The organism is Nitriliruptor alkaliphilus DSM 45188 (genome assembly GCF_000969705.1).
GTDB lineage: Bacteria > Actinomycetota > Nitriliruptoria > Nitriliruptorales > Nitriliruptoraceae > Nitriliruptor > Nitriliruptor alkaliphilus.
This window is the reverse complement of the sequence record NZ_KQ033901.1, coordinates 1,095,295-1,116,181: the sequence shown is the minus strand read 5'-3', so window position 1 is coordinate 1,116,181 and position 20,887 is coordinate 1,095,295. Positions and strand designations below refer to the sequence as shown.

The following is a 20,887-nucleotide window of genomic DNA, read 5'->3' as shown; positions in this document are numbered from 1 at the left end:
TTGACGAACTCAGATAGCCTCCCCAGCAACTGGGGCCGTTGGGGCGACGACGACGAGGCTGGGACCCTCAACCTGATCGGCGACGCAGCCAGGCGTCGCGCAGCCGAGCAGGTCCAGACGGGTCGGTCGGTTTCCCTGGCTCTGCCGATCGTGCCCACGGCCGTCCTGAGCGGACCCTTCGTGCCCGCGAGCACCGACGAGTCGCCGGTGCAGCAGGTGGTGGTACACCCGGTTCGACCTGCCGAGCACACGTGCGCGAACGTCGACATCATCCTGATAACGAACCACCATCCACGTTCGACCCACCTCGACGCGGTTGCGCACATCGCCGAGGGCGAACTGGTCTACCCGGGACGCCCTCTGGCCAGCAGCGTCACACCTGGCGGCGTGCACCACGGCTCAACCGTCGCATTCGGCGAGGGCATTGTCACCCGTGGCGTGCTGCTCGACCTCGCAGCCGACGGTCCACTCGCCGAGGGGCATGGAGTCACCGCCACAGACCTCGAGGAAGCCGAGCGCCGACAGGGCGTCAGGGTCGAGGAGGGCGATGCGCTGGTCGTCCGTTGCGGCTGGGACTTCACGCCCGATCCGACCAAGCGTTCACCAGGGATGAGCGTGAACGCGGTGCGGTGGATGCACGACCGCGGCGTCTCGCTCTACGTAGGCGATATCGGGGATGCGTTCCCTCCTCTTGACCCGCAGGTGGCGTTCCCGATGCACGCCGTCGGCCTCACGCGCCTCGGACTTCCGCTCGTCGATGCCGCCAATGTGGAGGATCTCGTCGCGGTCTGCCGCGAGCTCGGCCGCTACAGCTTCATGCTGGTGGCTGCACCACCGCGGATCGCGAACCTCACCGGTGTGCCGGTCAACCCGGTCGCCATCTTCTGAGCCTGGTCAGTGTGGATCGGCGCCTGCACTATGGCGTCGCGTCTCATTGCGACCGATGAGCCGGCGTGGGGTTCGCGGAACCCTCCGACAGGGTGATGCACCCAGATCGCGAAGATTCCTGGCGCTTCGGAAGTTGCGGGGGCGCGGGGCGATGACGGACATCCTGGTCGCGTCGACGTGGGGGCTGGGCAAGAGGAGTCGGTTCCGCTGTCGGTGCTGGCGCAGAATGTGCAGCGGTCGACTGACGCAGAACCCTTGCACCCGTCCCTGGGCGCCACCTGGCCACCTCCCCCACGTTCGCGAGGAGCCGACATGCCGTTGGAACACACCCTGCTCGAGAAGTTGTCTGCGGTCGTCGGTGCGGAGCACGTCTCCACCGCTGCTGCGGACCTGGAGTCGCACGGCGTCGACGAGGGCTGGCACGAAGGGGTCGCCCCGGAAGCGGTGGTGATGCCGGCGTCGACGGAGGAAGTTGCCGAGGTGGTGCGGCTGTGCGCGGCGGGGGAGATTCCTCTCGTGCCGTTCGGGGCTGGCACGTCGCTGGAGGGCCACATCGCGGCGCTGCGAGGCGGCATCTCGCTTGACCTGTCCCGCATGAACGCGATCGTGGAGGTCAATGCCGAGGACATGGACGTGCGCGTAGAAGCGGGCGTGCGCCGACTAGCGTTGAACGACTACCTGCGGCACGAGGGCTTGTTCTTCCCGATCGATCCTGGCGCGAACGCCTCGATCGGCGGTATGGCGGCCACTCGGGCCAGCGGTACCAACACGGTGCGCTACGGCACAATGCGTGATGCGGTGATGGGCCTGACCGCAGTGCTCGGGACCGGCGAGGTGGTCCACACGGGATCGCGGGCGCGGAAGTCATCGGCGGGCTATGACCTGACGCGGCTGTTGGTCGGCAGCGAGGGAACACTGGGTGTCATCACCGAAGTGTCGCTGCGCGTGCACGGTATCCCCGAGGTGATCGGTAGTGCGACCGCGTCCTTCGGTGACGTCGCCGGCGCCGTCGGCACCGTGATCGAGCTGATCCAGCTGGGCATCCCCGTGGCGCGCGTCGAGCTGCTGGACAGGGCGATGGTCGCCGCCGTCAACGCCTATGCCGATCTGCAACTGCCTGTCCAGCCGCTGCTGCTGCTGGAGTTCCACGGCGGACCCGACGCGGTCGCCGAGCAGAGCCATACGGTGGCGCAGTTGGCGGCACGCCACGGTGGGACCGGCTGGCAGGAGGCGACGTCGACCGAGGAGCGCAATGCGCTGTGGCGGGCCCGCCACGACGCGTACTACGCGGGGTTGGCGACACGACCGGGCATGAAGGGCGTGTCGACGGATGTGTGTGTGCCGATCAGCGCGCTGGCCGGCCAAATCGACGCGGCCGTCACAGACATCGCCGAGACCGGGCTGACGGCCCCGATCGTCGGGCATGTCGGGGACGGCAACTTTCACGTGCTGATCATGTTCGACCCAGACGACGCCGAGGAGAAGGCCGCGGCGCTGGCCTTCCACCGCCGGCTGGTCGAGCGGGGTCTGGCCGCAGGTGGCACCTGCACCGGTGAGCACGGCATCGGCTACGGCAAGCTCCCCTTCATGAAGGTCGAGCATGACGCCACAGCACTGGCCGCCATGCGGGCCATCAAACATGGCTTGGACCCAGCCGGGATTCTCAACCCCGGCAAGACCGTTCCCGCGGGGTAAGCGTGGCGTTGATGCACGCCGTGCACGCGACGTACGCATCCAGGCGACGAGCCGCGAAGGCATCGACAGCAACTGATCGGCGCGAACGGGTACTCCCGGTCCTTCGCACAGACCACGTTTCGGTGGCTCGGCGCTTCGAGTTCTCTGGGCGGCAACCCGCTGGCGCCGAGCCACCACATCGAGTCAGACATCTACGAGAGCGTTCGTAACGAGGTCGCCGAACGGGGCGTACCGCTCGATGTCGTGAATCCGTGGAGCCCGGCGTTCGGCCGGGTGACATCACTACGCGCCCTGGCGACCGTGTCAGCGGTCCAGTGGCCGATGGCGTGATCTGGGGCGCTCGAGTTGCCGACCCACGTGTTCACGTGCAGCTCGTCGGGTGCGATTGGCACACCGTGAACCGTGCCGTGGCCGGCTGGCTCGACGAGGTCCGCCGGCTCGGCCGAACCCTCAGACGCTGGGGACCCCAGATCGCCGCCTGGCACCGCTCACGCGCGTCGAACGGTCCCGTCGAGGCGATCAACGACCCGGGCCGCGGTGATGCCATAGGAGTATGTTTGATCATATGTCATGATGGGTGTTCGGCACTCAGGAGGCTTGCTCGTGACGCGTCCCAGACTGATCAACCCACCCACGCTGTTCGAGCCGCCCGGTTTCAGCCATGTGGGTGTCACTGCCAGCCGACGATTGGTGTTCGTGGCCGGCCAGGCAGCAGTCAACGCCGACTTCTCGGTCGCCGGAGGAGACGATCTCGCAGCCAGACCGAAGCCGCCATGGAGAACATGAAGGTCGCGCTCGAGGCTGCCGGCGCGTCGTTCGAGGATGTCATCTCCCGTACCGTCTACACCCTCGAACCGACGCAGTTCGAAGTGATCGCTCATGCCATGGAGAACGTGACCGGCCCACTGCCGCATCCGACCCAAACACTGATCGGGGTCACGGGTCTTGCGGTGCCGGGACTCCTCATCGAGATCGACGCGATCGCCTGCCTGGATTGACGGCCCTTCACCCACGAGCAGCACGACTCGCGTCCCCGGCGCGATCGTTCCCCGACCCCGAGTCCGTCATTCGCCTCGTCGGCGCGGTTCAATCGAGCGCGTGCCGCGAGAGGAAGTCGCCGAGAGCGTATGCCACGCCCGCTGGGTCCTGGAAGGGGAGCAGGTGGTTGGCGCCGAGGAGGTTGAAGTCCTCGACGTTGTCGCCCCACCATTCGTGGAAGAAGGCGCGACCTTCGTGGTAGAGCGTGCCCGGCGTTTCTCCGCCGAGCATCGACAGGACCGGGACGTCGATCTTCGCCGCCTCTTCGGCGCCGAACTCGAACCCCATGACCGCCGCGCCGTCCCGCTGGAAGAACGTGTCCGCGTTCGAGAGGGCGCGGTCGACGCCGCCTGGCACGGTGGCAGACACGTGCGTCCGCCAGTGCTCGTCACTGACCGCCTCCAGCGCCTGACTCGCAGCGCCCGCCTTGTCGCCGGCCGCGTACTTCTCGAGCGGCTCCATCACGACCGCCGGCAGAATGGCCTGGGCGGTCTCGTCGGTCCCGAAGGGAGGCTCGAGCAGGGAGAGGGTGCCGACACGGTCGGGATAGGCCTGAGCGCACTGGAGGGACACGATCCCACCCATCGAGTGCCCGACTATGTGCGCCCGATGGATGCCCAGGTGATCGAGGAGCGCCGCCGCATCGGCCGCCATATCGGCGATCGTCGTGCCCTCGGGTGCGAGTCTCGGATCCGATGCGGCGTAGCCGCGCCGACGGTAGCCGATCAGTTGGTACCCCTCGAGCGGCTTCTGTGCCGCCAGCGGAACCGCCACGTCGGAGAGCAATGCCCCGTGGGTGAAGAGCACCGGCTCTCCGGACCCAGAGACCATGTACTCGATCAACGTGTCGGGTAGCTCGAGCCGCTCGAACATCACTGCCTGGTCCGCCGGGTCCTCTACTGAAGTTGCCATCCTGGTGCTCTCCCTTCCTGGAGTTCCTGCGCTGGCTCCCCACGAGTAAGGGGAGAAGAAGCCCTGCGAGCTGGTGACGTGTTCGGGATCAAGCGACGGTAGGACGCCGAGAAGCATCACATCGTCACCCGAACGGGTGCGTGCCACCTGGTGTCGTTCCTAGTCAGACCGAAGAGATCGCGTAGCGACGCCCCACGGTTCCGATGCTGGATCGAGGAACGCGAAATGGCCAGCACCGGGCACCAGGTCGAGTGAGCACTCGCGGCCGTGGGCCGTGGCACGGCGATACAACCGCCGGCTCTGCACCGGTGGGATGCGGTCGTCGTCCTCTCCATGGACGAGTCGGATCGTCGTGCTGCCAATCCGATCGAGGAGCGTCAGAGGATCGACCGCTGCGTAGATGTCACCGGCAGCGTCCGGGCCTCCGCCACAGAACTCCGCGATCGAACCTCCACCGAGTCCCGCGAACGCCGCGCCCGGAAGATCGCACACCGCACCGACCATGATGACCTCATCGAACGGGCGCGACGCGGCCAAGCCGAACGCCAGGGTGCCGCCGACGGAGTGGCCCAGCAGGCGTCGAGGAGCGTCTTCCAGCCCGGGGAGCGCGCTGCGAACCTCGTCGATCGCCCGTATCAGATCCTCGGCTGAGTCGCGAACGTCGTCGCCGCTCCCCTTGCGGCGATACTCGATGTTCGCGACCGTCCACCCATCCTCGGCAAGCGCGACCGCCGATGGCGTCATCATGTCGAGCGTCAGTTCCGCGCGCCAGAGTCCACCATGAACGAGCACCACCAGGCCGCGCGTCTCACCCTGGGGCGGGTGATGGACCCGAAGGTATTGCTCACCAGAATCCTGCCCGTACTGGATGCGTTGACCCGGCGCAGCCTGCTCGTCGGTCTCCGCACGTACGCGATCGATGAAGCTTCTGACCTGGCTCGGTGCCATGGCCCAGGTATCGACCTCCTCGTGGGCCGTCGTGGGGCCCGGCTTCTGGGCTGTCATGGCATCCTCTTCCCGCCGTTGAGGTGCACGATCTGGCCCGTGATGTAGGAGGCCTGGTTGCTGAGGAGGAAGAGGACGAGATCACTGACGTCTCGTGGCTCGCAGAGCCGGTCCATCGGGACGGTCTGCTGGTACCTCTCGGCGTCGAACCACTCCCGTCCGTGGGATGATCCGTCTCGCCCCGTTCCGCCTTGCAGGAAGTTGGTGTCGGCTGCGCTCGGGGCAACGGCGTTGACCCTGATCTTGGGTGCGTTCTCGACCGCGAGGGTCTTGACCAGTCCATGGAGGCCGGATTTCGCGGCCGAGTACGGGCCGGTCCCGTGGATCGGGTCGATCGCGAGGCCACTCGACACGGCGACGATCGCGGACGGGCCGGTGCCGCGCCGGAGCGCGGGGAGGCCTGCGCGGCAGAGGTTGAAGAACGTCGTGAGGTTCCCGTGGAGGACGTCAGCCCATTCGACGTCCGTCACGTCATCGATGGCCTTGGGTGGTACGAGCATGTAACCCACGAAGCTCACGAGAGCATCGACGCTCTCGACGTTCTCCTCGATCACCGCGAAGGCCTCGGAGACCGAGCTCGCGTCCCGGGCGTCGACGGGCAGCGTCAAGGACGCACCCGAGCCGTCGAGTGGCGGCTGTGTGTCGATGCTCCGCTGCAGGTCGAGCGCGACGACCTCGTAGCCTGCCTCGCCGGCGTCCTGCACGAACGCACGTCCGAACTCACCGAACGCGCCGGCCACGACCACGGTGGGTTTCAACGTCCTCGCCTCTCAGGTGCTCGTCCGACCGATCGGGGCGCGCCGACTCGTTGGCCAGCCCACCTCACGCGTCGTTGTCCCACTCGACGATCAGCTGTTCGAAGCCTCGTGAGACGAAGCGCTCCAGGCGCGTGTAATCGACCACGCGCATGTTCGGCAGACGTTCGAACAGCCTCTGCAGAGCGATCGGGACTTCCTTCCGCGCCAGCGGTGCGCCAGGACAGAAGTGGACCCCGTACCCGAGAGCGAGGTGACGGTTCGCACCAGACCGCTCGATATCGAACTGATCAGGGTTCTCAGCGAACTGGCACTTGTCGCGGTTCGCGGACGCCAAGCTGATCAGCACGGTTGCACCGGTGTCGAGGTGCACACCTCCGAGCTCCGTCGGCTCGGTCGTGTGACGCCGGACGAAGGGGAACGGCGGCTCGAACCGCAGGAGTTCCTCGACCGCATGATCCATGACCGCAGGATCCGACAGCGCTCGACCGATATCGTCAGGATGCTGCAGGAGCACGTGCACGCCGTTGCAGATCGCGCCCGTCGTGGTGTTGTGCCCTGCGGTGAACACCGCCAGCGGGATGTTCGCGATCTTCTCCGTACTCAGGTTCAAGGTCGGGTCATCATCGAACTCCTGCTGGATGGCAGTCAGCAGGTCCTCCTTCGGGTCAAGTCGTCGCTTCTCGATCTCATCGACGAAGAACTGCTGGTAATCCACCAACCCACGAGCTGCCTTCGCGAGCCGCTCCTTCGACGCAGTACCCGCCAGGATCGTCTCGAAATCATGGCCCCAGTCGAGCAGATCCGGTACCTGCTCAGGGGTGAGTCCCAGGATGCGGGCAACGACCTGGGCTGGGTACTCCCTCGCGAACTGCGTCGCGATATCGGCCCGGCCATCGGCCACGAAGCGATCGATCAGTTCATCCGCCACCTGATGCATGACCGGAACGCTGTTCTCGACAGCCGGCCGAGTCAACGCCCGATTGATCGCACGCCTCACTGGCGTGTGCTCAGGTGGATCGATGTTCACGACGAGGTAGGCTTCCCACCGTCCATCCAGGATCTCCTGGATCTCCGAGGGCAGCGGCACCGCCGGCTTGAAAGAGTCTGCCGACTTGTACAGGCCCGGTTGGCGCAACACCTGAAGGGCGTCCTCGTAAGAGGAGACCACCCACGCGTCGAATCGTTCGCTGAAGAAGACGCCGCCATCGTCCCGAGCATGCTCCCAGAACGGGTACGGATCCTCGATATAGGATGGGTCGAACGGATCGAACACCAGCGCGGATTCCGACACGTTTCTCTCCTCACGATGTACTTGACCGGGCGGGGCCCAGACGCACGCAACACTCAACGCATGCACAGCCCCATCCCGACAGCAAGTTCCTCACCAGGGCTACCAGCCCCACGGTAGACATCGCCACATCGCCCCAGGTGTCACCCAACCGGGTAGTCCGGTGTCAGGGACTTGGCGCGAGCGACCGCCGGCCGGCGTCCAGGTCCCGGCGGCGAGGATCACCAGCGCGTCGTAGACGTCGGCGTTCAGGCCGGCCGTGTCGGCCAGCACGTCGTGTCGCCGCCGTATGGCGGCCACGAGCCGGGGTCGCAGGTCCTCGTCGACGCCGACCCGGTGCAGCAGGTGAGCCATCCCGAACGCCACGTTGACGGCGTTCGTCGGCCAGCGCCACCCGGCCGCCACTGCGAATCGTGCTGATCCTGCTGCTCGAACGCCACCCTGATCGGACACTCGCGGGTCTCAGGAGAGAATCGGGATCGTCCTGGCATGAGCTCCTCCAGTCACAGAATCATGCCTCCGACGGACCCACCGCGGTCACTCGCATGGCTCGGATCCTGTGCCACACAACAGGAGTTCCGCAGGTATCTCGAGCAGATGTGTCGAGCTGTCAGCTTCCTCGTACCGCACGGCGATGCCCCGCCAGCCGCCACCCCGATCATCGAGCGCCTCCAGCGAGATCAGGAGCTCCTCGGAGTGCTTCGATCCGCCGCACTCGAACGACCACACCTCTCCGACAGCCTCGACGACCTCACCTGGAAGATCCTGTGCGGGACCAGCGGCCCAGCCGGTCGGGTCAGGTCCCCTGAAGCGCCGCAGATGGGTTCCGACCGTGCGAAAGCCGCGACCCACCTGATCCACCGCCGATCCGACCCTCCAGCATCGCGCGGGGTGGCGACGTGCGGCCGCAGCCGTCACCGCGCCCGAGGTCGACGCCGCCGTCCATACCGAGGTGGATCAGGTCCTCGCGGGCCGGCTCCCAACCGCCGACGACCTCGACCAGCTGCCCCGCTGCCGGGCCCTGTTCGCCGAAGCGCTCCGTCTGTACCCCCCGTCGTGGGCGATGGGCCGGCAGCTACGAGCGGACCTGCAGGTCGGTGACGTACGCATCCCAGCGGGTGACCTGGTGGTGCTGCCCCAGTGGGTCGTGCACCGCGATCCACGCTGGTGGCCGGAGCCGGAGCGCTGCCAGCTCGAACGCTGGACAGACGCCACGGACCGCGAGCGACCCCGGGGCGCGTTCTTCCCGTTCGGGGCCGGTGTCCGCCAGTGCATCGGCGAAGGGTTCGCGTGGACCGAGGGGGTGCTCGCCCTGGCGACGATCGTCCGTCGGTGGCGGTTCGCCCCGGTCCCCGGTCGCCAGCTACAGCTCGACCCACTGCTCACCCTCCGCCCGCGGAACGGGTGCTGGCTCCACGCACTGCCGCGCCGAAGCTGACAGGCCCGGACCGGGCGGCCCGGCCGAGCCCGGGCCCCATGGGCCGGACCTCATCGCTGTTCCGATGGCGGCGGTATCGATGAGCCCGGCTCGAGTTCGACCAGGAGGTCCCCGGGCTCGACGCGGGTGCCGGTCGGCGTGACGACCCGCCGGACCGTGCCACCGGTGTGCGCACGGATGGGCGACTCCATCTTCATGGCCTCGATGACGCCGATGACCCGGCCCTCGTCGACCTGCTCGCCCGCCTCCACGTCGATGGTGACGACACCGGTCATCTGGGCGGCGAGGTGGCTGGGGTCGTCGGGGTCGGCATGCTCCCGGCTGACCTGCGCGGGGGCGTGGCTGCGGTCGAGCACCTCGATCGCCCGCGGGATGCCGTTGAGCTTGAGATGGAGGGTCCGGTGGCCGGTCTCGTCGACCTCACCGATCGCTTCGAGTTCGACGGTGAGACGCACGCCCCGGTCGAGGTCGATGTGGACCTCACGCCCGGGGACGAGCCCGTGGAAGAAGGCTTCGGTGGGCAACTTGGACAGGTCGCCGTAGTGCTCCCGATCAGCCCGGAAGTCGTCGGCCGGGCCGGGGAACAGCAGGGACGACAGCACCTGGATCGCGTCGTCACCGTCGATGCCTGCTCGTTCCTCGTCGGTGAGCTGCCGGTCCGGGAGGCTGATCTTGTGGGCTTCCAGTGTGCGGCTGCGGAGGGGCTCGGGCCAACCGCCGGGCGGCGTGCCCAGGTCCCCGGCCAGCAGTTCGAGCACCGACCCAGGCAGGTCGAACCGGCCCGGGTCCTCGACGATCTCGTCTGGCTCCACGTCGTTGAGCGCCATGAACAGGGCCAGGTCGCCGACGACCTTGGAGGTCGGGGTCACCTTGATCAGCCCGCCGAGCAGCTCGTCGGCATGGATGTAGCGGCGCGCAATCTCCGGGAACCCACCGTCGACCCCGAGCGCGGTGGCCTGCGCGACGAGGTTCGACAGCTGGCCGCCGGGGATCTGGTGGCGGTAGACACGGCCGGTCGGGGACGCGAGCCCCTGTTCGAAGGGCGCGTAGAGGGTGCGGACCTGCTCCCAGTACTCCTCGAGGTCGAGCACCGCGTCCAGGTCCAACCCGGTCGCCCGGTCGGTGTGATCGGTCGCCGCGATGATCGCGGGCAGCGGCGGTTGGCTGGTCGTGCCCGACAACGGTCCGGCCGCACCATCCACTGCGTCGACCCCGGCTTCGATGGCGGCGAGGTAGGTGGCGAGCTGGCCGCCCGAGGTGTCGTGGGTGTGGAGGTGGACCGGCGCGTCGAACCGTTCGCGCAGCGCGGTCACGAGGGTGCGTGCCGCCGGGGCCCGCAGCAGTCCCGCCATGTCCTTGATGCACAGCACGTGCGCGCCGGCGTCGATGAGCCCCTCAGCGACGCCGAGGTAGTGGTCGAGTGTGTAGACCTGCTCGGAGGGGTCGGACATGTTGCCCGTGTAACAGAGGGCCCCCTCCGCGACACGTCCGTGTTCGACGACGGCCTCGATCGCGGGCCGCATCCGCTCGACGTCGTTCAGGGCGTCGAACACCCGGAAGATGTCGACCCCGGCGGCGGCGGCTTCACGGACGAACGCGCGGACCACGTCGGGCGGGTAGCGGTGGTAGCCGACGGCGTTCTGGCCGCGCAGCAGCATCTGCAGGCACACGTTCGGGATCGCGGCACGCAGCAGCTGCAACCGTTCCCAGGGATCCTCCTTCAGGAACCGCATCGCGACGTCGAAGGTCGCGCCACCCCACACTTCCAGCGACAGCAGCTCGGGGAGCCGGCGAGCAAGGTGCGGGCCGGCGGCGAGCATGTCGAAGGTGCGCATGCGGGTCGCCAGCAGCGACTGGTGAGCGTCACGCATCGTCGTGTCGGTCACGCCGACCGCCACGCTGTCCCGAAGCCACGCGGCGAAGGCCTGCGGTCCCTCGGCGAGCAGCCGGTCCCGAGATCCCGTCGGCGGGTCGCCCTCGGGCAGGAACGGGAGGCGGTCGCGGGGGTCCTGCAGTCCCGGGGGCGGGCCGTGCGGGTGGTTGACGGTCACGTCGCCGAGGTAGCCGAGCATCCGGCTGGCTCGATCGCGGCTGTCGATCGCCTGCATCAGCTCGGGGTGTTCCACGAGGTAGGCGGTGGACATCTCCGCGATCAGCTGTTCAGGGTCGGCGAGCAGCGCGCGGAGGAACGCGAGGTTCGTCGGCACCCCCCGCACCCGGAACTCCGCGAGCGCCCGGCGTGCCCGCCGTGCCGCTGCAGGCAGGTCACGCCCCCGCGCGGTCACCTTGGCAAGCAGCGAGTCGAAGTAGGGCGATATCTCGGCCCCGACGTACGCCGAGCCGGCGTCGATCCGGATGCCCGCACCACCCGCCGAACGGAAGGCGGTCACCCGCCCGGTCCCGGGACGGAACCCGTTCGCCGGGTCCTCGGTCGTGACCCGGCACTGGATCGCGACCCCACGCGGCGCGATCGCCTCCTGGCTCAAACCCAGCTCGTCGAAGCTCGCCCCGCCCGCGATCAGCAGCTGCGACTGCACGAGATCGACGTCGCAGATCTCCTCGGTGATGGTGTGCTCCACCTGGATCCGCGGGTTCATCTCGATGAAGTGGTGTTGGCCGGTCTCGTCGAGCAGGAACTCGACCGTGCCGGCGTTGACGTAACCGACCTGCTCAGCGAAACGCACCGCGTCCTGGCAGATCGCCTCACGCACGCGTGGATCCAAGCCCGGAGCCGGCGCGATCTCCAGCACCTTCTGGTGACGGCGTTGCACCGAGCAGTCCCGCTCGAACAGGTGGATCACCTCCCCCGCCGCGTCGGCGAGCACCTGCACCTCGATGTGGCGAGGCCGAAGCACCGCCTTCTCCAGGAACACCGTCTGGTCGCCGAACCCGCCAGCGGCCTCGTGCCGGGCGCTGGTGATCGCCTCAGCCAACTGCCCGGGTTCGTGGACCAACCGCAGCCCGCGACCGCCCCCACCACCGGCCGCCTTGACGAACACGGGGAACCCGATGCGCTCAGCCTCGGTCGCCAGGTCGGCGTCCACGGCCAGGGGGTCGCTTGCGGCCAACACCGGCAGCCCAGCCGCGATCGCCCGCGCTCTGGCCTGAACCTTGTCCCCCGTCGTCTCCAGAACGGCGGCCGGCGGTCCCACGAACCGCACCCCGGCGACGTCGCAGGCGCGCGCCAACACCGCCGACTCGGACAAGAACCCGTACCCCGGGTGCACCGCATCCGCCCCGACACGGACCGCCAGCTCGACGATCTGTTCGACATCGAGGTAGCCCGCCACCGGTCGAGCAGGATCACCGATCTGGTAGGACTCGTCGGCCTTGACCCGATGGATCGACCCCCGGTCCGCCGCGGTGTACATCGCGACCGTCCCCATCCCCAGCTCGGTCGCCGCCCGCATCACCCGGACCGCGATCTCCCCACGGTTGGCGACCAGCACCTTGCGCAGTGTCGTCATGATGGCCATCCCTACGTCGCTACGAACCATCCTGGGTCTGACGGAGACTCGGTGCAGCTTCTGGGCGCGAGGGCTCCGCTTCTCCACCTGCGCCGACCTTCCGCGCGCGGATCATGCCTCCCGATCTTCGACGAGGTAGGCGCCAGACACCCAGTCCGCAGGAGCGAATGGACCAGCCGGCGCCCCGAGTTCAACCAGATACTTCATGAGCATCTCGCCCGTGAAGCGATCACGGATGCGCCGCTTCTCGTAGGTACCGACATCCTCGAACCCGAACGGTTCTCCGAAGCTGTCGAAGACCCATCGCCCTCCGTCGTTCGCTGCGGTGAGGACCCTGCGGCAGCGCAGCGAGTCATCGACAGCGTCCGGTGCGTAGACCGCGAGGATCGTCGCTGGATAAGGGGCATCGCCGGGCTCTGCGCGCACTGCCCTGATCGCTCGGCAAGGAACCTTCCTGGCAGCGTGGGACGGGAGCAACCCGATATCGGTCCCGCCCGGACCGTCCGACATCATGCATGTCCAGGTGCCGACCGGCAGCAGCAGGAATCGGGTGTAGTCACCCCCCGGTGCGATCTGCCTGAGCAGCTCGGAGAGGCGCCCTTCCACCTCACGTGCCTCCCAGGCTGGACCGAGATCCGACGCGAGCCAGTCGGCGAATGGACGTACCGGCGATTCGAAGTAGCCGACCTCATCGGTGGTCGTCGGCACCAACGGCGAAGGGAACAAGTCAGTCCACCTTGATCAACCTGAATACGCCTTGGGGGTCGTTTGCTTTGATTCCAAGTTCGTGTGCGAGCCCACGGGGATCGCCGACCTCTCGATCTCGATGCAATCCCGCGCCGTGCACCACTTCCCTGGACGCTACCGTCCCAGGGTCCTGGTCGACGGGTTCGCCGTTTCCTGCCGCGACGCCGATGGTGGGTTGGTCGCCACCGCCTGGCACGCCAAGGAAGCGGATCCGATCGGGACCCCGGCTGGCCCGCGAAGGACCTCCGCGGACCGGCCGCCAGCACTAGCGTCCTCCGGCCGGCGTGTGACCCGCCAGGCTGGAGGACGACGGTTCGCGCTGGCTGACCGGCACCCACCACACCACCGAGCCGAGCGGAGACCCGATGGCAGAGCGACGCGGCATGTTGACCCGCGAGGAGCTGACCACCCTGGTGGAGGCCGGTGACATCGACACCGTCGTGGTCGCCTTCACCGACCACTACGGCCGGCAGATGGGCAAGCGGTTCGACGCGGAGTTCTTCGTCGAGGAGGGCATCGACGCCGGCACCCATGCCTGCGACTACCTGCTCACCGTCGACATGGAGATGGAGCCGGTCGAGGGCTACGACTACGCCAACTGGCAGCTCGGCTACGGCGACTTCCACCTCGTCCCCGACATGGACACCCTGCGGATCGCGAGCTGGCTGGACCGCACCGCGCTGGTGCTCTGCGACGTCCTCGACCCGCGCAACCACGAGCCGGTCCCGGTCGCCCCCCGCAGCCTGCTGCGCGCCCAGGTCGAGCGTGCGGCCGGCCACGGCTACACCGCGATGGCCGCCTCGGAGCTCGAGTACTTCCTGTACCAGGAGTCGTTCGACGCCGCCGAGCGTGACGGCTTCTCACAGCTGTCCCCCGCCGGCTGGTACATCGAGGACTACCACCTCATGCAGGGCACGCGGCAGGAGCCCTTCACCGGTGCGCTGCGCCGTCACCTGTCGCGCTCCGGCGTCCCGGTCGAGAACAGCAAGGGCGAGTGGGGCCGCGGCCAGCACGAGCTGAACGTGCGCTACACCGACGCGCTCGGGATGGCCGACCGCCACACCGTCTACAAGCAGGCCGCCAAGGACATCGCGCTGCAGACCGGCTGCTCGGTGACCTTCATGGCCAAGCCGCACGAGTCCGAAGCCGGGTCCTCCTGCCACCTGCACGTCAGCCTCGAGACCGACGGCGTCAACGCCTTCGCCGGCGACCAGGCCCTGGGCCCGATCCAGGCCTCCGATGCGTTCCGCTGGTTCCTCGGCGGTTGGATGACCCATGTCGCCGACCTGATGGTCTTCTACGCGCCGACGATCAACTCCTACAAGCGCTACCAGGACGGGTCCTGGGCACCGACGCGCATCGCCTGGAGCCACGACAACCGCACCGCCGGGTTCCGCGTCGTGGGCGCCGGCCCATCGCTGCGCATCGAGTGCCGCATCCCCGGCGCCGACGTCAACCCCTACCTCGCCTTCGCCGCCTCCCTCGCCTCCGGCCTCGACGGCATCGAGAACCGGATCGAACCCCCGGAGCGCTTCGAGGGCGACGTCTACCAGGCGGGCGAGCTGCCGCACGTGCCGAAGACGCTGCGTGAGGCGACCGACCGGTTCGCGGCGTCGGACTTCGTCGCGCGTACCTTCGGCACCGACGTGCGCGAGCACTACACCCACTTCTTCCGCATCGAGCAGCAGGCCTACGACCGCGCCGTCACCGACTGGGAACGGCGCCGCTACTTCGAGCGCATCTGACGCTCCCGAGGGACCACGATGAGACTGCAGGACAAGGTCGCGTTGATCACCGGTGCGGCCGGCGGCATCGGCCGCGCGAGCGCGCTGAGGTTCGCCGCGGAGGGCGCGCTCGTCACGTGCGCCGACCTCGACGGCGACGGTGCTCAGCGCACCGCCGACGCGGTCACGGGCGCGGGCGGTCGTGCGCTCGCGGTGACCGTCGACGTGTCCAGGAGCGAGGACTGCGAGCGGATGGTCGCGGCGACCGAGGACGCCTTCGGCCGCCTCGACGTGTTGTTCAACAACGCCGGGATCATGCACCCCGCCGACGACGATGCGATCGCGACCGACGAGAGCACCTGGGACCTGACCATGGCGGTCAACGTCAAGGGGGTGTACCTCGGCTGCAAGCACGGCATCCCGGCCCTGCGTCGCGCGGGCGGGGGGTCGATCATCAACACCGCGTCGTTCGTGGCGGTCATGGGCGCAGCGACGCCCCAGCTCGCCTACACGGCCTCGAAGGGTGCCGTCCTGGCGCTCAGCCGTGAGCTCGGTGTGTTGCACGCCCGCGAGAACATCCGGGTCAACGCCCTGTGTCCCGGGCCGCTGCACACCGAGCTGCTGATGAAGTTCCTCGACACCGACGAGAAGAAGCAACGTCGGCTCGTGCACCTGCCCATGGGCCGCTTCGGTGAGGCGGCCGAGATGGCGGACGCCGCCCTGTACCTCGCCTCGGACGAGTCGAGCTACGTCAACGCCTCGACCTTCCTGGTCGACGGCGGGTTGAGCTCGGCCTACGTGACCGCGGAGTGAGCATGCGCACCGAGGGTCTCTACATCGACGGCAGCCGGACCGAGGCCGCCGACGGTGCCACGGCGTCGACCCACGACCCGTCCACCGGCGAGGTCATCGCCCGCTTCGCGCAGGCCGGAACCGCCGACGCCGACCGGGCCGTGCGGGCGGCCGATCGCGCCTTCCGTACCGGTGACTGGTCGCGCGCGTCGGCCCGGGAGCGAGGTCAGGTGCTGCACCGGCTGTCACAGCTCGTGCGTGTCCACACCGAGGAACTCGCGCAGCTCGAGGCCAGGGATGCCGGCAAGCCGATCGCCGCCGCACGCGGCGAGATGGGTTCGGTCGCCACGACCTTCGCCTACTACGCCGGTGCGGCCGACAAGGTCGGCGGGCAGACGCTGCCCGGCCACGCGGACGGGACGCTGCTGACCTTCCGCGAGCCGCTCGGGGTGTGCGCCGCGATCGTGCCGTGGAACTTCCCGCTCGTCATCACCGCGTGGAAGGTCGCCCCCGCGCTCGCGATGGGCAACACCGTGGTCGTCAAGCCCGCGGAGCTGACGCCGCTGACGGCGCTCCGCCTGGCCGAGCTGGCCACCGAGGCCGGGCTGCCGGACGGGGTGCTGAACGTGGTACCGGGGCCCGGGTCGAAGGTCGGGGACGCGCTCGTACGCCACCCGCTGGTCCGCAAGGTGTCCTTCACCGGGTCGACCGAGGTCGGCACGCGCGTCATGCAGGCCGCGGCCGAGGACATCACCCGCGTGTCGCTCGAGCTCGGCGGCAAGTCCGCGAACCTGGTGTTCGCCGACGCCGACCTCGAGGCCTGCGTGGACTCGAGCGTGTTCTCGGTGTTCGACAACGCCGGGCAGGACTGCTGCGCCCGCAGCCGCATGCTGATCGAGCGCGACGTGTTCGACGAGTTCGTCGAGCGGTTCGTCGACCGCGTCGAGCGGCTGCGCGTCGGTCCGACCGGTGACGAGGCGACCGAGATCGGGCCGCTCATCTCGCCCGGGCAACGCGAGTCGGTCGAGGCGCACCTGCAGGGCGCGCTGGAGGACGGCGCGCGGTGCCTGACCGGTGGACAGCGCCCCGACGGACCGCTCGCCGACGGCAACTACCTCGTGCCCGCGGTCCTCGTCGGCGCCGAGCCGGCCGCCAGGATCGTGCAGGAGGAGGTGTTCGGACCCGTCGTGGCCCTGCTGCCCTTCGACGACGAACCCGAGGCCGTGGCCCTGGCGAACGACTCGGTGTACGGCCTGTCCGGGTCGATCTGGACCCGCGACGTCGGCCGGGCCCTCCGTGTCGCACGCCACGTCGAGACCGGCATGCTCAGCGTGAACACCTCGTCCTCGGTCCACATCGAGGCCCCGTTCGGCGGCATGAAGCAGAGCGGCATCGGTCGTGAACAGGGCCTGCCCGCCCTCGACCACTACAGCGAGCTCAAGTCGGTGTTCATCGCCAACGACTGACGGGCGTCGCCGCCCGCGGAGGATCGATCCCATGCGTGTCGGGTACCTCGCGGTCGACCACGTGGCCGCGCACCTGCGGCACATCGCCGGTGACTACCTCGACATGTTCACGGCGCTGTTCGCCGAGCACGCTCCCGACCTCGAGCTCGTCCCCCACGACGTCATCGGTGGCGAGCCCCTGCCCGCCCCGGACGCCTACGACGCCGTCCTGATCCCGGGCAGCCGGCACGGGGTCGACGAGGACACCGCGGGCTGGGTCGCGGCCCTGACCGACTTCGTGCGCGAGGCCGACGCCGCCCGCACCCCGTTGGTCGGGATCTGCTTCGGGCACCAGCTGATCGCCCACGCCCTCGGTGGACGGGTGGTGCGCGCGACCAACGGCTGGGGGGTCGGCGTGCACGAGGCGCAGGTGGTCGCGCACGAGACCTGGATGGAGCCCGAACTCGACCGCTTCCGCCTGCTCGTCAGCCACCAGGACCAGGTCGCCCTGCTGCCGCAAGGCGCCGAGCTGCTCGCGACCAGCCACCACGCGCCGATCGCCGCGTTCCGTCGCGGACACGTCCTCGGCCTGCAAGGTCACCCCGAGTTCGTGCCGGGCTACGCCGAGGCGCTGATGGCCGAGCGCATCGAGCGCATCGGCCCCGACGTGGTCGAGACCTCGCGCGCGACGCTGGAGCAGCCGACCGACCACGGGGTGGTGGCGCGGTGGATCCGTCGCTTCCTCGCTACCACGGACGCTGATGCCACGAGGCCCTGACTCTCCGTGGGGAAGCACCTAACCCAGAAGTGCGTACGGCCGATCGGGAAGCGACGTGGTGGCGCTCGCGTTGGCTGGGGTGCCCGCACCATCCCGCGTGACGGGGACAGCCTCCCACGATCGGACCACACGTCATGCTCATCGAGGTCTGGAGCGACGTCACCTGTCCCTGGTGCTACATCGCCCACGGACGCTTCGAACAGGTCCTGGATGGCTTCCCGCACCGGGATCAGATCGAGGTCGTCCAGCGCTCCTTCGAGCTCGACCCCGGCCGCGACCCTGCCAACGTGCAGCCCCTCGCCGACTTCCTCCGTGAGCGGTTCGGCCCCGCTGGTGCCGCCATGGAGGAGCGGATCGCGGAGCAGGCGACGCACGAGGGCCTGGCGTACCGCACCGACCGCCACGTCGGCAGCACCCTGGACGCCCACCGGCTCCTGCACCTGGCCAAGGACGAGGGACGCCAGGGCGAGGTGCTCGCCCTCCTGTTCGACACCAACTTCGGCGAGGCCGCGACCATCTTCACCCGCGACGCCCTCGTCGACCTCGCGACGCGCGCCGGGTTCGCTCCGGGCGCCGCCCGCCAGGTCCTCGACCAGCCGGACGCCTACCTCGGCGCGGTGCGTCGCGACGAGGAGGCGGCGTGGAAGCTGGGCGCGCAGGGCGTCCCGTTCTTCGTCTTCGACGGCCGCCACACCCTCACGGGAGCACAGCCGGTCGCCGCCCTGCGTGCGATGTTGGACCGCGCGTGGGCGGAGCGCTCCTCGACCGGCCACCCCGCGCCCCCTTCCCTCGGAGTCCGGCCATGACCTCCCGCGCCCGCACCTTCTCCATCGCTGTCGTCATGATGGCCATCCCTGCATCGCTATGAACCGTCCTGGAGCCTGATGGACACTCGGTTCGTCGGATGCCAACCGGGTGGATGGCCTCGGCTCGCTGACGGTAGGTGGCGGTCTCGAACTGCACGGGAGGGATGGCACCCAGGGTGGAGTGCAGCCGCGGCCGTCATCACGCAGGATGGTGGCGACGGACCAGGAGCCCGGCATGACCGCTGCCGAACCGATCCCCCAGCCCCACAAGCGCCTGACCCGGTCGCCTGACGACCGGATGCTCGCCGGGGTCTGCAGCGCAGTGACCGCGTCGATCGCCTCCAGCGTTGCGGCCGTCGTGATCCTCGACGCCGGCACGGTGGGCTGACCGACGATGCCGCGCGTCAGGGCGGACGGGGCGGGTCCCGGCGGCGATCCGCTGCTCGGCCACCTCCGCCCGTTCGTGGCGGACCGGCTGGGGTTCCTCACCCGTCTCTCGCGCGAGCACGGCGACGTCGCCTCGTTCCGCATCGGCCCGTACCGCAACTGGCAGCTGACACACCCCGACCACGTACGCGAGGTCCTCGTCACGCACGCCGCGAAGGTCCGGAAGGGACCGATCCTCCAACGCGCACGGATCGTGCTCGGCGACGGCCTGCTGACCTCCGAAGGCGACCGGCACCGGCGTGACCGGCGGGTCCTGCAGCAGGCGTTCCACCCCCGCCGGGTCGCGAGCTACGCGGCGACGATGGTCGAACACGCAGACGCGGCAACCGGCCGCTGGGAGCCGGGCGTGGCGGTCGACGTGCACGCGGAGCTGGTGCGCGCCACGCTGGCGACCGCCGGCGCGACCCTGCTCGGTGCCAACGTCGCGGACGACGTCGACCTGGTCGAGCGAGCCCTCGCCGATCTGCTCAGCGCCTACAAGCTCGCCTTCATCCCCTTCGGCTGGCGGCTGCAGTGGCTGCCCATCGGACCGCCGCGGCGGCTCCGCCGCGGTCGCAGCGCGCTCCACGACCTCGTGGACCGGACCATCGCCGAGCGGCGCGCCTCGGGTGAGGACCGAGGCGACCTGCTGTCCGCCCTGACGCTGGCGGACGACGGCGGGTTCACCGACGCGGCGCTGCGCGATCATGCGGTGACCTTGCTGCTGGCCGGGCACGAGACGACCGCCAACGCGCTGACGTTCGCCTGCCACCTGCTCGCCACCGCGCCCGAGGTCGACGCCGCCGTCCATACCGAGGTGGATCAGGTCCTCGCGGGCCGGCTCCCAACCGCCGACGACCTCGACCAGCTGCCCCGCTGCCGGGCCCTGTTCGCCGAAGCGCTCCGTCTGTACCCCCCGTCGTGGGCGATGGGCCGGCAGCTACGAGCGGACCTGCAGGTCGGTGACGTACGCATCCCAGCGGGTGACCTGGTGGTGCTGCCCCAGTGGGTCGTGCACCGCGATCCACGCTGGTGGCCGGAGCCGGAGCGCTGCCAGCTCGAACGCTGGACAGACGCCACGGACCGCGAGCGACCCCGGGGCGCGTTCTTCCCGTTCGGGGCCGGTGTCCGCCAGTGCATCGGCGAAGGGTTCGCGTGGACCGAGGGGGTGCTCGCCCTGGCGACGATCGTCCGTCGGTGGCGGTTCGCCCCGGTCCCCGGTCGCCAGCTACAGCTCGACCCACTGCTCACCCTCCGCCCGCGGAACGGGTGCTGGCTCCACGCACTGCCGCGCCGAAGCTGACAGGACGCGGACCGGGCGGACCGGCCGAAGCATGCCGGGTCGTCCGTACCGGTCGTAGGCCCGCCCTGTCCGCTGACTGCCGAGACGCGCCTGCGGCTACTCGAACGGGCAATCGTCGTGGTCCGAGGTGGCGAAGTAGCCCACGAACTCCCCGAGCGACGTCGTACCGAACAGGGACGGGTTGCGCGCGCCGACCGACACGAAGTCCCTGCCGAAGCCCGTGCCGTACGTCCCCTGTTCGAACTCGACTCCCTGCGCGACGCAGCTCTGGGCCGAGGCCGCCGGAGCCAGGAACCCCAGGGCCATCATCCCCGTGATGGTCACCGTCGCGATCCTCTTCCTGCGTGTCATGGCGCGTTCCCTCCCGTCCTCGGGCC

19 protein-coding genes and 2 pseudogenes are annotated in these 20,887 nt (G+C 69.2%); 12 read left to right on the top strand and 9 right to left on the bottom strand.

Annotation, left to right across the window (positions count from 1 at the left end):
- Positions 1-207: 207 nt before the first annotated feature.
- The 4 genes and pseudogenes from NITAL_RS05245 (at position 208) to NITAL_RS29360 (ending at position 3,581) form a co-directional block, all read left to right on the top strand.
- Positions 208-888, top strand: a complete 681-nt coding sequence (locus tag NITAL_RS05245; RefSeq protein WP_211262212.1) for a cyclase family protein — start codon at positions 208-210, stop codon at positions 886-888.
- Positions 889-1,200: 312 nt separating this feature from the next.
- On the top strand, positions 1,201-2,583 hold the full coding sequence (locus NITAL_RS05240) for an FAD-binding oxidoreductase (protein ID WP_052665088.1): 1,383 nt from the start codon (positions 1,201-1,203) through the stop codon (positions 2,581-2,583).
- 251 nt (positions 2,584-2,834) lie between these two features.
- Positions 2,835-3,095, top strand: a pseudogene (locus NITAL_RS29510) (hypothetical protein); the annotation flags it as partial.
- Between the two features lie 261 nt (positions 3,096-3,356).
- Positions 3,357-3,581, top strand: a complete 225-nt coding sequence (locus NITAL_RS29360) for a RidA family protein (RefSeq protein WP_245617663.1) — start codon at positions 3,357-3,359, stop codon at positions 3,579-3,581.
- An 88-nt stretch (positions 3,582-3,669) separates the two neighbouring features.
- Here NITAL_RS29360 and NITAL_RS05230 read toward each other — a convergent pair whose 3' ends face one another.
- From NITAL_RS05230 to NITAL_RS27020, 6 genes are all read right to left on the bottom strand, one after another.
- Positions 3,670-4,680, bottom strand: coding sequence for an alpha/beta fold hydrolase (locus NITAL_RS05230; RefSeq protein WP_157041627.1), 1,011 nt, complete (start codon positions 4,678-4,680; stop codon positions 3,670-3,672).
- A gap of 12 nt (positions 4,681-4,692) precedes the next feature.
- A complete protein-coding gene (locus NITAL_RS05225) occupies positions 4,693-5,538 on the bottom strand; it encodes an alpha/beta hydrolase family protein (protein WP_052665086.1) in 846 nt (281 codons plus the stop codon).
- Positions 5,535-6,296 carry an SDR family oxidoreductase gene (locus NITAL_RS05220; RefSeq protein ID WP_083441240.1) on the bottom strand — a complete coding sequence of 254 codons (762 nt, stop codon included), beginning with the start codon at positions 6,294-6,296 and terminating at the stop codon, positions 5,535-5,537. The genes NITAL_RS05225 and NITAL_RS05220 overlap by 4 nt, the downstream gene beginning before the upstream one ends.
- A 64-nt stretch (positions 6,297-6,360) precedes the next feature.
- Entirely contained in the window at positions 6,361-7,587 is a 1,227-nt protein-coding gene (locus NITAL_RS05215; RefSeq protein ID WP_052665084.1) for a cytochrome P450, read from the bottom strand.
- 99 nt (positions 7,588-7,686) lie between these two features.
- Positions 7,687-7,938, bottom strand: coding sequence for a hypothetical protein (locus NITAL_RS05210; RefSeq protein WP_211262210.1), 252 nt, complete (start codon positions 7,936-7,938; stop codon positions 7,687-7,689).
- Positions 7,939-8,121: 183 nt separating this feature from the next.
- Positions 8,122-8,445 (bottom strand): hypothetical protein, encoded by a 324-nt coding sequence (locus tag NITAL_RS27020; protein ID WP_157041625.1) that lies wholly within the window; start codon positions 8,443-8,445, stop codon positions 8,122-8,124.
- A 67-nt stretch (positions 8,446-8,512) separates the two neighbouring features.
- Between NITAL_RS27020 and NITAL_RS05200 the strand changes: the two are divergent.
- A pseudogene (locus tag NITAL_RS05200) lies at positions 8,513-9,022 on the top strand (cytochrome P450); the annotation flags it as partial.
- A 50-nt stretch (positions 9,023-9,072) separates the two neighbouring features.
- On the opposite strand, the gene NITAL_RS05195 reads toward NITAL_RS05200, so the two are convergent.
- The gene (locus NITAL_RS05195; protein WP_211262209.1) at positions 9,073-12,498 is read right to left on the bottom strand and encodes a pyruvate carboxylase; all 3,426 of its coding nucleotides are present in this window, start codon (positions 12,496-12,498) and stop codon (positions 9,073-9,075) included.
- A gap of 102 nt (positions 12,499-12,600) precedes the next feature.
- A complete protein-coding gene (locus NITAL_RS05190; protein ID WP_052665080.1) occupies positions 12,601-13,197 on the bottom strand; it encodes a hypothetical protein in 597 nt (198 codons plus the stop codon).
- Positions 13,198-13,601: 404 nt separating this feature from the next.
- Between NITAL_RS05190 and NITAL_RS05185 the strand changes: the two genes are divergently transcribed.
- From NITAL_RS05185 to NITAL_RS05155, 7 genes are all read left to right on the top strand, one after another.
- On the top strand, positions 13,602-14,981 hold the full coding sequence (locus NITAL_RS05185; protein WP_083441239.1) for a glutamine synthetase family protein: 1,380 nt from the start codon (positions 13,602-13,604) through the stop codon (positions 14,979-14,981).
- An 18-nt stretch (positions 14,982-14,999) separates the two neighbouring features.
- Positions 15,000-15,773 (top strand): glucose 1-dehydrogenase, encoded by a 774-nt coding sequence (locus tag NITAL_RS05180; RefSeq protein ID WP_052665079.1) that lies wholly within the window; start codon positions 15,000-15,002, stop codon positions 15,771-15,773.
- A gap of 2 nt (positions 15,774-15,775) precedes the next feature.
- Positions 15,776-17,218 (top strand): aldehyde dehydrogenase family protein, encoded by a 1,443-nt coding sequence (locus tag NITAL_RS05175; protein ID WP_083441238.1) that lies wholly within the window; start codon positions 15,776-15,778, stop codon positions 17,216-17,218.
- Positions 17,219-17,249: 31 nt separating this feature from the next.
- The gene (locus tag NITAL_RS05170; protein ID WP_052665078.1) at positions 17,250-17,975 is read left to right on the top strand and encodes a glutamine amidotransferase-related protein; all 726 of its coding nucleotides are present in this window, start codon (positions 17,250-17,252) and stop codon (positions 17,973-17,975) included.
- A 134-nt stretch (positions 17,976-18,109) separates the two neighbouring features.
- The gene (locus NITAL_RS05165) at positions 18,110-18,781 is read left to right on the top strand and encodes a DsbA family oxidoreductase (RefSeq protein ID WP_052665077.1); all 672 of its coding nucleotides are present in this window, start codon (positions 18,110-18,112) and stop codon (positions 18,779-18,781) included.
- A gap of 235 nt (positions 18,782-19,016) precedes the next feature.
- A complete protein-coding gene (locus NITAL_RS05160; protein ID WP_169786728.1) occupies positions 19,017-19,169 on the top strand; it encodes a PspC domain-containing protein in 153 nt (50 codons plus the stop codon).
- Positions 19,170-19,175: 6 nt separating this feature from the next.
- The gene (locus NITAL_RS05155; protein ID WP_052665075.1) at positions 19,176-20,510 is read left to right on the top strand and encodes a cytochrome P450; all 1,335 of its coding nucleotides are present in this window, start codon (positions 19,176-19,178) and stop codon (positions 20,508-20,510) included.
- A gap of 96 nt (positions 20,511-20,606) precedes the next feature.
- On the opposite strand, the gene NITAL_RS05150 is transcribed toward NITAL_RS05155, so the two are convergent.
- Positions 20,607-20,861 carry a hypothetical protein gene (locus tag NITAL_RS05150; RefSeq protein WP_052665074.1) on the bottom strand — a complete coding sequence of 85 codons (255 nt, stop codon included), beginning with the start codon at positions 20,859-20,861 and terminating at the stop codon, positions 20,607-20,609.
- Between the last annotated feature and the right edge of the window lie 26 nt (positions 20,862-20,887).

Excerpts from the sequence above, each read along its gene's own strand:
- NITAL_RS05240 (WP_052665088.1), top strand. The coding sequence starts at position 1,201 with ATGCCGTTGGAACACACCCTGCTCGAGAAGTTGTCTGCGGTCGTCGGT.
- NITAL_RS29360 (WP_245617663.1), top strand. The coding sequence starts at position 3,357 with ATGGAGAACATGAAGGTCGCGCTCGAGGCTGCCGGCGCGTCGTTCGAG.
- NITAL_RS05225 (WP_052665086.1), bottom strand. The coding sequence starts at position 5,538 with ATGACAGCCCAGAAGCCGGGCCCCACGACGGCCCACGAGGAGGTCGAT.
- NITAL_RS05210 (WP_211262210.1), bottom strand. The coding sequence starts at position 7,938 with ATGGCTCACCTGCTGCACCGGGTCGGCGTCGACGAGGACCTGCGACCC.
- NITAL_RS05195 (WP_211262209.1), bottom strand. The coding sequence starts at position 12,498 with ATGGCCATCATGACGACACTGCGCAAGGTGCTGGTCGCCAACCGTGGG.
- NITAL_RS05185 (WP_083441239.1), top strand. The coding sequence starts at position 13,602 with ATGGCAGAGCGACGCGGCATGTTGACCCGCGAGGAGCTGACCACCCTG.
- NITAL_RS05180 (WP_052665079.1), top strand. The coding sequence starts at position 15,000 with ATGAGACTGCAGGACAAGGTCGCGTTGATCACCGGTGCGGCCGGCGGC.
- NITAL_RS05175 (WP_083441238.1), top strand. The coding sequence starts at position 15,776 with ATGCGCACCGAGGGTCTCTACATCGACGGCAGCCGGACCGAGGCCGCC.
- NITAL_RS05170 (WP_052665078.1), top strand. The coding sequence starts at position 17,250 with ATGCGTGTCGGGTACCTCGCGGTCGACCACGTGGCCGCGCACCTGCGG.
- NITAL_RS05165 (WP_052665077.1), top strand. The coding sequence starts at position 18,110 with ATGCTCATCGAGGTCTGGAGCGACGTCACCTGTCCCTGGTGCTACATC.
- NITAL_RS05160 (WP_169786728.1), top strand. The coding sequence starts at position 19,017 with ATGACCGCTGCCGAACCGATCCCCCAGCCCCACAAGCGCCTGACCCGG.
- NITAL_RS05155 (WP_052665075.1), top strand. The coding sequence starts at position 19,176 with ATGCCGCGCGTCAGGGCGGACGGGGCGGGTCCCGGCGGCGATCCGCTG.
- NITAL_RS05150 (WP_052665074.1), bottom strand. The coding sequence starts at position 20,861 with ATGACACGCAGGAAGAGGATCGCGACGGTGACCATCACGGGGATGATG.